The 13492-nt window shown below is 60.5% G+C and carries 10 protein-coding genes; 3 read left to right on the forward strand and 7 right to left on the reverse strand.

The window, feature by feature from the left end:
* Nucleotides 1-246: 246 nt before the first annotated feature.
* The 3 genes from KTAU_RS08040 to KTAU_RS08050 form a co-directional block, all read right to left on the reverse strand.
* Nucleotides 247-1491: an NAD(P)/FAD-dependent oxidoreductase gene (locus tag KTAU_RS08040; RefSeq protein ID WP_170293150.1), complete on the reverse strand. Its 1245-nt coding sequence runs from the start codon at nucleotides 1489-1491 to the stop codon at nucleotides 247-249.
* 386 nt (nucleotides 1492-1877) lie between these two features.
* The gene (locus KTAU_RS08045; RefSeq protein ID WP_151727894.1) at nucleotides 1878-3800 is read right to left on the reverse strand and encodes an ABC transporter ATP-binding protein; all 1923 of its coding nucleotides are present in this window, start codon (nucleotides 3798-3800) and stop codon (nucleotides 1878-1880) included.
* Nucleotides 3797-5725 (reverse strand): ABC transporter ATP-binding protein, encoded by a 1929-nt coding sequence (locus KTAU_RS08050; RefSeq protein WP_151727895.1) that lies wholly within the window; start codon nucleotides 5723-5725, stop codon nucleotides 3797-3799. The genes KTAU_RS08045 and KTAU_RS08050 overlap by 4 nt, the downstream gene beginning before the upstream one ends.
* Before the next feature lie 325 nt (nucleotides 5726-6050).
* Here KTAU_RS08050 and KTAU_RS08055 point away from each other — a divergent pair, with 325 nt between their 5' ends.
* On the forward strand, nucleotides 6051-7064 hold the full coding sequence (locus tag KTAU_RS08055) for a helix-turn-helix transcriptional regulator (protein WP_151727896.1): 1014 nt from the start codon (nucleotides 6051-6053) through the stop codon (nucleotides 7062-7064).
* Between the two features lie 60 nt (nucleotides 7065-7124).
* Here the strand turns inward: KTAU_RS08055 and KTAU_RS08060 are convergent, their stop codons facing one another.
* Complete coding sequence (locus KTAU_RS08060; RefSeq protein WP_151727897.1) at nucleotides 7125-7757, reverse strand: RNA polymerase sigma factor; 633 nt, start codon at nucleotides 7755-7757, stop codon at nucleotides 7125-7127.
* Nucleotides 7758-7965: 208 nt separating this feature from the next.
* On the reverse strand, nucleotides 7966-8307 hold the full coding sequence (locus tag KTAU_RS08065) for a hypothetical protein (RefSeq protein ID WP_151727898.1): 342 nt from the start codon (nucleotides 8305-8307) through the stop codon (nucleotides 7966-7968).
* Between the two features lie 381 nt (nucleotides 8308-8688).
* On the opposite strand from KTAU_RS08065, the gene KTAU_RS08070 reads away from it, so the two are divergent.
* Complete coding sequence (locus KTAU_RS08070) at nucleotides 8689-10449, forward strand: bifunctional lysylphosphatidylglycerol flippase/synthetase MprF (RefSeq protein WP_151727899.1); 1761 nt, start codon at nucleotides 8689-8691, stop codon at nucleotides 10447-10449.
* A gap of 200 nt (nucleotides 10450-10649) precedes the next feature.
* Here the strand turns inward: KTAU_RS08070 and KTAU_RS08075 are convergent, their stop codons facing one another.
* Nucleotides 10650-11561 carry a cytochrome c oxidase assembly protein gene (locus KTAU_RS08075; protein WP_151727900.1) on the reverse strand — a complete coding sequence of 304 codons (912 nt, stop codon included), beginning with the start codon at nucleotides 11559-11561 and terminating at the stop codon, nucleotides 10650-10652.
* Nucleotides 11562-11775: 214 nt separating this feature from the next.
* Here KTAU_RS08075 and thiL point away from each other — a divergent pair, with 214 nt between their 5' ends.
* On the forward strand, nucleotides 11776-12819 hold the full coding sequence (gene thiL, locus KTAU_RS08080) for a thiamine-phosphate kinase (protein WP_151727901.1): 1044 nt from the start codon (nucleotides 11776-11778) through the stop codon (nucleotides 12817-12819).
* Here thiL and thiE read toward each other — a convergent pair.
* On the reverse strand, nucleotides 12816-13472 hold the full coding sequence (gene thiE / locus KTAU_RS08085) for a thiamine phosphate synthase (protein WP_151728213.1): 657 nt from the start codon (nucleotides 13470-13472) through the stop codon (nucleotides 12816-12818). The two genes, thiL and thiE, sit on opposite strands and share 4 nt — an antisense overlap.
* Nucleotides 13473-13492: the final 20 nt, after the last annotated feature.

The raw sequence follows: 13492 nt of genomic DNA on the forward strand, positions 1-13492 counted from the left end.
CACCTCAAGCATTACGGCGACGCGGGAGGCAGAGATCGAGGAAAGCCGGAGGCTGGCGCATTGCGATTAAAAGCCCATAAAGAGCAGAGAGATCAGATGGAGGCAACAGATCAGCAAATCGGGCAGGCGAGGCGTCTGGCTCATCACTGCCATTGGAGAGACAACACGTGCCCGCCCGCCCGACGTCCTCACTTCAGTGAGGAATGCGCTCCTCTGCGGAGGCGAGAAGAGGCCTACCGCGCTGCATCAGCGGCTCACCGCGGAGGCCACCTGTTCGCCGGCGCGCTCGCCCAGCACCATACCGGGTAGCATGCCCAGAGCCCCCAGCCCCTCGACAGCCAGAGCAGGAGCCACCGCCCCCACAGGATGCAGCTCGGGGACCATCTGCGGTGTGACCTCCAGGTCCACAGCCCAGGTGTAGGCCGGTTCCTGCTCTGCCAGCTCGGGCAGCCAGTGATAGGTCAGCTCCTTGAGCCGGCAATGGTAATGGGCATCATTGCGCGTGACCCCGGCGCGACCGTAGCGACCACCAGTCACTGTGAGCCGTCCCTCGCCCGCCCTGAAATCCGCGTAAGTGTAGGGCAGGGCATCCCCAAAGACGGGGAAATCGGGCGGCAGCTCGGCGCGGAAGGCCAGCGCATACAGACGTGCATTGGGGCGAGCGCCCGGGCCTACGGCCAGGATCAACCCTCGTGTCAGTAGCGTGCAGCCGTTGGCCAGATGCAGGCGCCAGCCACTTGCCCCGCCAGGCAGAGGTACCTCCTCGTAGGAGATCACTGGAGCGTTGCCGCGCAGTTCAACGCCAGCACGACGGGCGCGTCGCGCCAGGTGCGCCAGCAGGGTCAGCGGGTGGACGCGCGCCTCATCCGGCAGCCAGAGGGCCGCATAGACAGTGCGCACATTGAGTCGGCCTCCGGTAGCCTCTGCCACCTGGGCTGGGGTCCACAGCTCCGCGCGCAACCCCATGCGCAGCCGCAGATGTACCTCACGCGCCAGGTTACGCGCTCCGCTGATGGTCTCGGCCAGGCTTAGCGAGCCAGTTAGATGCAGGGAGAGCAGCGAATCGGGGAGAGCCGCCTCCCTCACCAGTGAGAAGAGAACTTCGGTCGTGGCAGGCCAGAGGGCAAGCGCTGGATGCCCTGCGGGCAGGGTCGTCAGGTCGGCATTAATGCCAACGCTTAAGATGCCGGCATTGCGCCCACTCGTACCACATCCAATGAGCGCATTGCGCTCCAACACCAGGACACGCGCCCCCGTACGGCGGGCGCTCAGAGCCGCGCTTAAGCCAGCAACGCCGGCCCCAATCACTACAACATCCAGCGGTTGGGCGGGAGGGCCTTCATCAGCGATGTCCGGAAGGTGCAATTCCGCTCGGACAACAGGATCAAGGTCATCCCACCAGGGGATAACAGATCGAGGAACAGGAGTGGTTGGCGGGACTACAGTCGTGCGTCGATCAGGATCGGCTTCAGTCTGCGTTTCAACTCGCATAAAGCTCCTTTTCACAAGGGCAGTAGCGCGGCAGTACGTGACGAGATGCGCATCACCCACCGTCCTCCCAAGGGCGTGGCAGCCCAAGCGAGACAACGACGGCGGCACGCTAAGCATGCCCTCTGGGGAGCAATGCGTCAGGAGCAACCAGGCTCATCCCGCAAGGGAGCCGGCTAGCGGAGGAGAAAAGCCGCGCGGCTCCTGGGCGATGGCGGTCCTGCACATCCCGGGCAGGCCACGCTACCACCTGACAACCATCCTATCTATGATTGATGATAAGAAGCTCTCCCCCGCTCTGTCAAGCCGACATGAGTAGCACAGCTCCCTGCCCAGACCTTCTTTACTCGTTACACTGCTTTTCACCTGCCTTATCTAGCTATCTCGCTTTAGGAAACAGCCCATTCCTGCAGCCGATCCGGCTCGTCTTGCCCGGCGGATTCGCTCGCCTCACTGCCTGTGGCCTCGCGAAAACCCATCGCATAGAGCTTGGCATAGACCCCGTTACGGGCCAGCAATTCTTCGTGCCTGCCCTGTTCGACCACCTGACCTTGCTGGAGCACGACGATCAGGTCGGCATTCTTGATCGTCGAGAGGCGATGAGCAATCACTATGGCCGTACGCCCCTGCAGCAGGCGCTGGAGTCCTTGTTGCACGATCAGCTCGGTCACAGTATCGATATTGGCAGTGGCTTCGTCGAGAATCAGAATACGCGGATCAGCCAGCAGCGCCCGCGCGAAAGAGATCAGCTGCCGCTGACCCATGCTCAGGTTACGCCCACGCTCGCGAATTGGCGTCTCGTAGCCCTGGGGAAGACGTTCGACCAGGTCGTGCAGGCCCACAGCCCGCGCCGCCGCTATGACCTCTTCATCGCTGGCCTCCAACCGACCGTAGCGGATGTTCTCCTTGATCGTCCCCGTAAAGAGAAAGGGGTCCTGCGGTACAACACCAATTTGCCGGCGCAGCGAGCGCTGCGTGACGTCGCGCACATCATAGCCATCGATCAGGACAGCTCCCCCCTGGACATCGTAGAAGCGGGTGACCAGGCCAGCGATGGTCGTCTTGCCAGCTCCCGTCGGCCCAACAATGGCCACGATCTGCCCAGGCTCGATGTGCAGGTTCAGCCCACGCAGCACTGTGTAGCGGGGCGTGTAACCAAAGGTGACGTTGCGAAATTCAATCTCGCCCCGAACCGGCGGCAGTTCAGAGGCTCCCGGCCTGTCTTTGATCTCCACCGGAATGGAGAGGATCTGATAAATGCGCTCGGCAGCCACAGCAGCACGCTGGAGCTGGGTGTACTGCATGCTCAGCTCCCGAATGGGATCAAAGAAACGGTTAATGTACAGTGTAAAGGCCACAAGCACGCCGACCTGCAGGGTGCCACGCGCGACCTCCATGCCGCCGTAGACCACTACCAGGGCAATGGCGATGGCCGCTACAACCTCGACCAGCGGGAGCACCAGCGAGGAAATACGGTTCGCTTCCAGGTTGGTATCACGATTGTAGGCATTTAGCTCGTCGAATTCGCTGCGGTTGCGTCCTTCCCGTGCCAGGCTCTGAATAACGCGCATGCCCGAGATGTTCTCTTGCAGCGTGGCATTGACGAGCGAGATGGCTGCTCGCGTGCGCCGGAAGGAGCGTTCGGCGTGACGCGACCAGAAGGCCGCAATGATGAACATGACCGGCAGTACGGCGAAGGAGAGCAGGGCCAGCCAGGCGTTCATGGCAATCATGGCCCCAATAATGCCCACGAGGGCTACCAGCGAGCCAAGAATGGAGAGCAGCCCAGAGCTGAGCATGCTCTCCAGCACGTCAATGTCGCTCTGCAGGCGGGACATGACGCGCCCGATCTGGGTACGGTCGTAAAAGCTCAGCGAAAGCTGCTGCAAATGGTTGAACATGTCAGAGCTGAGCAGATAGAGCACTTGCTGCCCCGCCCAGGACATGGTCCAGATCTGCCAGTATTGGGCCTGCCACATGACCACGTTGACCAGCAGGAGCAGCAGACAGATCAGGGCCAGACCCCCCAGGTCGGCGCGGGTGATGAAGTTGTCAATAGCTACCCCGATCAGATAGGGATTGGCGAGATTGGTCGCGGTGTAGATGAGCATCAGCAGGACGCTCAGGGCGGTCAGGCCCTTGTAGCGGGCGAGGTAGACACCAAAGAGGCGGATGGAGCGCCAGTCAAAGCGGCGCGTCTCGCTTTCATCGGCACTGGCCAGCGTATTCTCCTCCCACAGGAGGCGCCGCCGCTGCTCTAAATAAGAGCGACTGCGCTGGTGTCGCTCGGCTTTCTGCCGCTGATCCGTCATCTCTTCCCTCCTCTCTGTTGACAACAGCCTTCCCTCTCTGTCCCGACCTGAGACTCCCTTTTCGCTTCAGACCTATTAGCTCTCTTCTCTTGATTGATGTGCTGATGTCGATAACGCTCCTCAAATTCTTCTTGCTCACGTAATTGCAGGTCGTAGAGACGGCGGTAGAGGCCGTTGCGCGCCAGGAGGCTTTCGTGAGTGCCGCGTTCGACAATGCGACCGCGATCAAGAATGAGAATCTGATGGGCATGCTTGATGGTGCGTAGGCGCGAGGCCACGACGAATGTCGTGCGTCCACGCATGACCGCCTCCAGAGCCTGCTGAATCAGATATTCGGTCTCCATGTCGACGCTGGAGGTCGAATCGTCCAGGATAAGGATGCGTGGATTGAGGAGCAGGGTGCGCGCGATGGCGATGCGTTGCTTCTGCCCTCCCGAGAGGGTCACACCGCGCTCGCCCACCCAGGTATCGTAGCCATTGGGCAAGCTGCAGATGAAGTCATGGATGCGAGCGATTTTGGCTGCGGCAATGATCTGCTCCTCGCTGACCTCTTCGACGCCATAGGCAATGTTTTCGCGCAGTGTGGCATTGAAGAGAAAGACGTCTTGCAGAACCAGCCCTACTGAGCGCCGCAGCGAGGCGAGAGTGACTTCGCGTACGTCGTGGCCATCGATAGTAATGCGCCCTGCGCTGACATCATAGAAGCGCGGAAGCAGGTGTAGCAGGGTGCTCTTGCCGGCCCCAGTGGCTCCGAGGATGGCAATGATCTCTCCTGGCCTGGCTTCGATCGAAATATCGTGCAGCACCTCCTGCCCGCCCGCATAGGCAAAGGAGACATGTTCGTAACGCACATGACCATGCACCTCTCGCAGCTCACGCGCTCCAGGAGCATCGGTAATGGAGGGAGAGGTGTCGAGAATCTCGAAGATGCGCGCCGCAGAAGAGATACCCCGCATGAACCAAGTCACCATAAAGCCCAGGGTACGCGTTGGCGTGCCCAGTACGAGTACATACTGCGTCACGGCGACCAGCGTGCCCAGGCTCAGCTGACGCCCGATCACAGCTACTCCCCCTACCCAGACGAGCAGTACCGTGATCAGGTTGAGAACGAGAACCATCAAGGGCTGATTCCAGGCCGAGAGGCGCATGGCCTCCAGATTCAGCTCGCGCAGTTTGCGATTCTGTCGGTCGTATTTCTCGACTTCGAAAGGTTCACGCGCAAAGGATTTGACGACGCGCATGCCGCTCAAGCTCTCTTGCATAATGGTGCCAAGCACCCCGTTCTCTTGCTGGACCTTCTCCCAGAGCGGGCGCAGTCGCTTGCCCACCTGGACGGCAAGTAGCATCAAGAGCGGTACACTGATGAGTGTAATGAGTGCAAGAAAGATGTCGAGCTGGAGCAGGATCATGGCAACAGCGCCAAAGGTGACAATCGCGACCAGGGCACGTAGTAACCCCAAGGGAATAAAGTTGCGCACTCCTTCTATGTCAACGGTCAGGCGCGACATGAGCTGTCCCGTCTCGGCGTCGTCGTGGAAGGAGAAGTCGAGTCGCTGCAGATGATCATAGACCTGGTTGCGCAGGTCATAGGCGACATGATAGGAAACGGCTTGCGAGAGATAGCTCTGGCCATAGGAAAAGAGGCCACGCAACGCACTGATGAGTAGGATGGCACCCGCAGCTAGCAAGAGGCTGTGAAACTGCCCCCCACGAATGCCCACGTCGATGACCCAGGCCAGTAACCAGGGGACGACGAGGGCCGCGATAGTGGCCAGGACCATCGAGATGACTGCCCCCAATGAGGCTAGCCAGTAGGGTCGCAGGAGACCGATGATCCGTTTGCAGATGCGCCAGTTGCTTCTCCACCACCCAATATCGATGGAAAAGAATGTTTTAGGCATCGATTCGGCGACGATCGCTGACATGAGAAGTGTTCCTTTCTGGCAGGCATCGACAGCAACAGGCGAGGATTTCTATGGGACAGACCCGACAAGGGGCTGCTCCGTCTATCGGGAGACTTGGGTGTTCCTCCAGGAACAGTCTAGGCACCTATAGCTGACAGCAAGGTGTCAGTCTTTCATGCAATCGGGAGACAGGCCGCGAAATTCGCTGCGCCTGGGGAGAAGCCTGGCAATCTCAGCGCTCGCCTATCGGTCAGGAAAGAGCAGATAGTATGTAGAGCGGCATAATTGTGCAGTGTGTTCCGCAGTATCCCTTGTCTTTTCAGTAGGATCGCTCCATACTAGAAGTATGCAGAAGATAGAGCGCTTGCTGGCGATTACTCTGCTCCTGCAAACACGCGGGAAGATGACGGCCCAACGCCTGGCGAGCATTTTGGGAGTCTCAGCACGCACCATCTACCGTGACATCGATGCTCTTTCGCTTGCTCATGTCCCCATCGCGATGGATTACGGCCCGGGCGGTGGTTACTATCTTGCAGACCACTATCACTTCGATGCGACTGCCTTTACACGCGAGGAAGCGGTCTCGCTGGTGCTCGGCGTGGATATGGCCGGCAATTATAGCCTCTTTGCCGACGACGATGGTCTGCACCGGGCTCTCTTTAAGCTGGAGGCCGCACTGCCGGAGGAGTACCGCGCCGATATCAAGGCAGCGCGCGAGCATATCTTGTTTGATACCACGGCCTGGGAGGACGATGGGACAACGGGCGCGTTTTTGGAACGTATTCGTCACGCTGTGCTGACAGGGCACCGCCTCGATCTGCTTTATCCCTGGACGACCCGCCAGGCGATGCCCGCTCTGCGTTGGCTACGGGTTGATCCCTACGGCCTGGTCTATAAAGGTCTGACTTCGCGTCAGGTGCGTACCGGGGTCTGGTACCTGGTAGCCTTCTGCCATGCGAGTCAGCAGGTTGAGACTTTCCGCGTTGGCTATATTCAGGATCTGCGTGTTCGCCAGGAGCGGATTCAGCCACCACCGAATTTTGATTTGCAAATCTATTGGAAGGAGACACGGCATCATCTAGCCGAACAAGAGCAGCTGCTGACGGCAACCTTGCGTGTCAAGGCAGCGGCGCGTCATCGCTTGCGTGGCAACTATACGGTGCTGCGGGAAGAGGCCGATGGTAGTGTGTTGATACGGGTGCAACAGGAGTCGCTGCAGGAAGCTGTCGCCTATGTGCTCTCGCTTGGCAGTGAGGCCGTGGTGCTGAGTCCGGCGCGTCTGCGTGCGGCGGTGCTAACCACAGCAGAGCGTATCGCTGCGCTCTATCGTGAGGAGGTGAAGGACGCCTCGAATTTCTAGAGCGGCTGGGTGGGCTGGCGTCCTGCCCTCCTGCCTGGCAGGCCGCTTCCTTCTGGCCTGTCAGGAGGGGGTTCCGGCTCGCACCTGTCCGGTGAGGGAAGCGCGCAAGAGAGGCTTGGAGCGCTGGAAATAGGTTTTGGCCGTGGCTTCGGGCATGCTGAGCGCCTGCCCGATCTCAGCAAAGCTCAACTGGGCTGTGTAGCGCAGCAGCACAACGGCCCGAAAACGGGGCGGCAAGCTGTGAATGGCTGCCAGGAGCAGTCGCTGGAGATCATGGCGTTCAGCTAGCTCATCGGGTAGGGGACGTCCGTCCGCAATGCTCTCAACGGCGACAGGTAGCTCTTCTCCTTCCTCTCCCCCACCCTCCAGCTCGGAGAAGGTTACTGCTCGCTTCCGTCTCAGCTCGTCAAGACAGCGGTTGCGCGCGACCTGAAAGAGCCAGGGCTTGAGAGGAACGCCCAAATGGAGGCCAGGTAGCGAGAGATAGAGCTGGAGCAAGACTTGCTGTAAAATATCACAGGCTTGATCGTAGTCACCTAGAAAGTGGCAAATGAAGCTGAAGAGCGGACCGCTGTAGCGCTGGACAAGCGCTTCAAAGGCGCTTTCGTCTCCCTCCAGGGCACGCTGGGCAAGATGTCCATCGCTTCCACGCTTTCCTCGCCAGGGGCTTTCTTGTTTCTGATCTATTTGCATACACCGTTGCCTCGCTTTCGTTCTTCCTGCTAAACAGGGTAGCGTCTTCTGCCGGGGATGACAAGCGCAGCAGCGGCGGATAAGCTCCGCTGTAGGCTTTTCTAAGCAGAAACTAACCTTTGCCAGCTCAGCTTCTCTACGCAGGCCGTATCTGTCAGGCCTGGCCCTTCTTCGCTGCCCTCGATCCAATCAGCAGACCTGGTCACGGCTAGCAACGCTCGCGCTTCTCCCTTGCCTGCCCATCACGGCGCTCCGGTGCCAGCTCGCTGAGTAGAGAGGCCAGCTCGGGCAAGCGCGGCTCTTCGAGGGCAATATCAGCCCCTGCCGGATAGGCCTTTAAGACGGCGAGCAGCACGAGGGCTAGAGCCTCATTATCCAGACGCAACTGCTGCGCTTCGCTCTCGTCGCTGTCTCCATCGCGATAACGGAGATAGCCCAGCCGCTGCTCGTAGCGTTCAAGCCGATCGAGCAGATGGATCAGGCTCCACTGCAGGGTGAGGCCGTCTCGCTTCGCCGCCTGAACCAGCTTGTTGAGAAGTGAGAAGTTCATATTCCCTCCTTTCTATGCACTTCTTTGGCTGCTTCCTTCATGATAATCCTTCTTTTATGCAGTATATTCTTAATCAGCATCTGATGCAAGCAATCAGCCAGCTCCATCGCATGCCGATTGGCCCGGAAAGAGCTTTCCAGGTGGGCTGACACTCCAGAACTCCTAGCCATCGCAACTTTTCTACCTGTTCCTACGTCTAACCCTAGTGGAAAGAGAAGAAGAACCTGAAAGGAGTGAGCCGACTCTCCTGGGAAAAGATATCTCCAGGCGCCTTTCAGGTGGCTTATCGCTGGCCTGCAGGGAAGCGGCCTGCATCGTTTCTTTGTACAGAACAGGCAACTCGATCGCTCAGTATAGAAGGGAAGTTGAAGAAGAAATTCCATGCTAGGGGTTGTTTTTTCTCGCAGCGTTGCTACACACCAACAGCTTCGCCGCCTGAGCCGCCTGGGGATCGTTGTGGTGATCGGTCTGGTGGGATTGGTGGATATGCTTTCTCTATTTATGCCCGCCCTGGCAGCCTGGGACATCCTTCCCAATGCCTGGTTAGGCGCGCTGGCTGTCTCTCACCCGCACGCCCATCCTTTGACCGCAGTGGTAGGCTTCTTCCTGCTGATGCTCTCTTATGGTTTGGCGCGCGGTAAGCGCCAGGCCTGGCTGATGACCTTGCTCTTGTTAGTGCTTTCAGCCCTATTGCTCTACCATCCCCGGGCCGGTTTGCCGCTCCCTTCTCTCTTCGTTCTGGCGTTGGCTGCCCTGCTGGGCTGCTGCTCCCCCCTCTTCCAGGCTCGCAGTGACCCTCCTTCGATCTTTCGCGGCTATGTGGTGCTGGCCCTGGGCTTGGGCATCGTCTTTTTCTATACCCTCGGCGGCTTCTTAACGCTCTACAGCGATTTCGAGCCATTGATCGACCGTTGGGGTCTGGAGGCGGTCCTTTTGGGGCTGTTGAGCTGGGCCCATCTCCATTTTCCACGTGGGACCCCGGCTTTTCTTTTTGCACGTGCGCTTCCGCTACTGTGTATGAGTGCCGTGGGCTATGGGATGTGGCAGATTTTTCGCCCGGTGGCGGCGGCTTTGCTCTCGCAGACCGAGGAACGCCAGCGCGTTGAGGAACTGGTCCGCCTCTACGGGCTGAATTCGATTTCTTATCACTTGCTGGTCGGTGAAAAGTCTTTTTTCTTCGCGGATTCGGGTCGGGCAGTGATCGGTTTTGTGCTCCAGGGGACGACGGCGGTGGTGGCCGGTGATCCCGTAGGACCAGAGGCCGAGCTGCCGGGGCTGATCCGCCAGTTTCTGGCTTTCTGCGAGCTTCAGGATTGGACTCCGGTCTTCTGGCAGGTGCGTGCTGAGCTGGCTCCTTACTATCGCGCCGCTGGTCTGCATTTGCTGAAGATTGGTGAGGATGCCATCGTTGAGCTGCCTTCCTTTTCGCTCCAGGGCGGCGCAATGGCGAATCTGCGGACGAGCGCGCGTCGCGCTGAGAAGGCTGGGCTAACAGTGGTTTTCTATGAGGGGCGTGTGACCTCCTCCGAGCATGTGACGCAAATGGCTCGTATCTCCCGCGAGTGGCTCCAGCAAAAGGGCGGCATAGAAATGGGCTTCAGTATGAGCCGTTTCCATCCATTCGAGACGTCCCCTCAGCTCTATGCGCTGGCCATCGATCAAGAGCAAACAGTCCATGCCTTTGTCTCCTTCGTCCCAATCTATGGGCGCCGCGGCTGGGCTTTGGATTTGATGCGCCGCTCATCTCAAGCGGTTCCTGGTACGATGGAGCTGCTGCTGACCCGCTCACTCTTTTTCCTGAAGGAGCAGGGGGCAGAAGTGGTAAGCCTGGGGCTGGCTCCCTTAAGCAATTGCAATCAGGAGGAGGATGAGACGCTGCTGGCGGCAAGCATCAGTTTTCTGACGGGCCGCCTCTCCGGCCTGACAGGCGGACCTTCACTCCTGGCCTTTAAGAAGAAGTTTCAGCCGCGCTGGGAAAGTCGTTATCTGGTCTATCCGGAGACGCTGAGCCTGCCCAAGGTTGGCCTGGCGCTCTACCGCGTTCATCAGCATGATGGCTCGCTGGTACTGGCTCTTCTGCGTTCGCTGCGCCCACGGCTGCGCCCGCAAGGGGTGCCAGCGCTGAAACGCGGTAGCGCCTGAGTGCCCCCTCACTTTGGCCCGCCTCCTTTCCAGGAGACCGACCCTGGAAGAAAGAGCGAAAGGGCCACGGAGCAGTTAGCCATCTGAGGCTGGTTGAGGACAGGCTCCGGTCTTCGTCAGTCAGTCAATCAGTCAGTCTGTCTGTCTGTTGGTCTGTCTGCCCTCAACCAGTCTGTTGCCAGACAGCATGCTTTTCGCAGTCACTCCGCGCGCGGCGAGCCGGGTGAAGGCGCTGTTTGCCGGTCTTCTGACAATGCTCGCTGCTGCTCTTCTGTCTCCAGCGCCTGCTGAAGCTGCTGATCGCGTACTCTGGCTTTCTCTTCAAGCAGAGCCAGCCAGCGAAAGAAGAGGGGCGTCATGACGAGCAGGTCCACAAGGCCTGGCACAAGTAACATGGCCCCAGCAGCCTCCTGGTCGCTGAGTGGAGCGATAAGTGGATGCGGCTGCTGGGCGTAGATAGGGTAGAAGAGGGTCCCCGAGAAGACAAGCAGGAAGGCAAAGATGTCAATCGGTTGCCCATCGAGAAAAGCGTAGAGCATCTGGGCCGGGTAGCTGAGGCGCAGCTTTTCGTCTGTGGGGCCGAGCAGCGGCCACCAGTTGAGCAAGGCCAGCGGCAGCAGGATCACCAGGGCGAGATCATAGAGGACAGCTTGCTCGCTGATCGCGAGGTAGAGCGGCGGCAGATGCCAGAGGAGGAAGAGGCCGTTATAGAGCATGGAGGCCGGCAAGGGGCGGGTCAGCCAGCGAAGTAGAGCAGGCCCGGTGGCCCTGGCCTGATCCTCGCTCACCCGGAGCCGCCCGGCCAGGACAGTTGGCAAGGCAAGCAGGAGGAGGGGTGCACAGACGGTGCTCAGGACAATCACCTGGAGCATGTGCATGAGAAAGAGCTGACTACGCGCCAGCTGATCAATGGGGGTCACCAGGACCGCGAGCATGGCGACAATGGCTACGAGGAAGGCCAGCAGGCGCCAGCGTGCCTGACCGGGGCGCTCCCCCGCCTGGGGCTGCCGCAGCTCTCGCCAGAGGGACGGCAGATAGCTCAGGCAGAGAAGCAGCGCAGCAATGATTGCAGGAATGTGGACCTGCCCGAGAAGGCTGATGATCGTTTGCATGGGCTGTCTCTCCGTGCGGTAAGACTGGAAGATAGGATACGCTGTTCTCTACCAGAGACTATAGCGCACCCTGGCTAGAGGGGGCGCCCGCGCGTTTTCTCTTCCTTGCTGCGGCCCGGCTGCCTGGCGGGCCTGCGCTGTCCTCGTTGAGAGAACAAGGAAGGAGCGACAGCCAAGTGATAGACCCAGAGAAGCCTGGAGGTATTGCCAAGCGATGTCTGCAGGGACCTGGAGCGAATTTGAGTTAATTGCCCGTCTGACAGCCGGCTTGCCCTCGCGCGAGGAGGTTGTGGTTGGCATTGGAGATGACTGCGCCGTCCTCGATACTGGCGGTCCACGGCTCTTGCTGCTGACCTGTGACAGCCAGGTCGAAGGAGTGCATTTTACGCTGCACACCTCCTCGCCGCAGGAGGTCGGGCGGAAGGCGCTGGCCATCAACCTCAGCGATATTGCGGCGATGGGTGGTGAGCCGCGCTACGCCTTGATCTCCCTGCATATTCCACGTCGTTGCCCGCTGGAGGTCCTGGAAGGACTCTACACCGGCCTGCGCCAGGAAGCGGCTGCCGCTCAGACGCTGATCATTGGCGGCAACGTCAGCGGCACTGGGGCGGCGGAGACACTGGCAATCGATATCACCTTACTTGGAGAGAGCGAGCGCGGGCGGGTGCTGACGCGTGCCGGCGCCCGCGTTGGCGATACCATTTTCGTGACCGGTTATCCAGGTGACTCGGCGGCAGGTCTGCATTCACTGCTCTATCCAGACCATCCTTATCCTCCGACGGCCTGCGAGCGGCTGCGCGCCGTCCACCGCGTGCCACGACCTCGCCTGGCCGAGGGACGCCTGTTGAGCCAGCTCGGCCCGCAGATTGTGACGGCGCTCATCGATGTGAGCGATGGCCTGAGCGGCGACCTGGGCCATATCTGTGAGCGCAGCGGCGTGGGAGCTAGCATCGAGGTGGCTCGCTTGCCCCTCTCCGCGGAGCTGCAAGCTCTGGCCGCGACTCTGGGGCGCGATCCGCTGGCCTGGGCCCTGCACGGTGGCGAGGACTATGAGCTGCTCTTTACGGTCGCTCCGGGCTACGAAGAGACCGTACAAGCACGTTTCGCCGCGGCAGGGGCGGCTCCCATCACCCCCATCGGCCAGATTACGGAGGCTGCGAGCGGCCTTCGTCTGCGCTGGCCAGATGGACGCGAGGAGCCGCTATCAGTACAGAGCTGGGATCATTTCACGACGCCCGGCCAGGCCAGGTCTACCTAGGTCGCTTCTCCAGTCAGGCCGGCGGCGGCCCGCGCCGCTCTGACCTGCTCGGCAATAGCTCGCGCCGCCGCGGTGATGTCCTCGGCGGCGACAACGGAGGTGATCACGGCGACACCACAGGCGCCCGCCGCAATCACCTCCGGCGTGTTAGCCGCCGTAATCCCGCCAATCGCCACCAGCGGCACTCGATAGCGGGCACTGATAGCTTGCAGGAGCGCGGGGCCGGTGGCCGGGCCGGCATCGGCTTTGCCGCGCGTCGGATAGATCGGGCCGACTCCCAGGTAGTCCGCCCCTTCGGCCACCGCCTGCTCGGCTTCTGCGAGGTTACCCGCCGAAACGCCGAGGATGCGCCCGGGACCTAGCAGCTTGCGAGCCAGCGCCACGGGCATGTCGTCCTGCCCCACGTGAGCGCCGTCGGCCTCGATCGCCAGCGCTACATCAACACGGTCGTTGACAATCAGCAAGGCACCGTGGCGACGGGTCAGCTCGCGCAGCGCCAGGCCCTCCTCAACCAGGGTGCGCGTCGTCGCCTGCTTATCGCGCAGTTGGATAATGGTGGCCCCACCAGCCAAGGCCGCCGCGGCCACGGTCTGCATATCGCGCCCCCGCGACCACTCGCGGTCGGTGAGGACATGCAACGCCAGACGCGGCATCAACTCCTCGCGCTTCCAGC

It is taken from the genome of Thermogemmatispora aurantia, from assembly GCF_008974285.1.
Classification (GTDB): domain Bacteria; phylum Chloroflexota; class Ktedonobacteria; order Ktedonobacterales; family Ktedonobacteraceae; genus Thermogemmatispora; species Thermogemmatispora aurantia.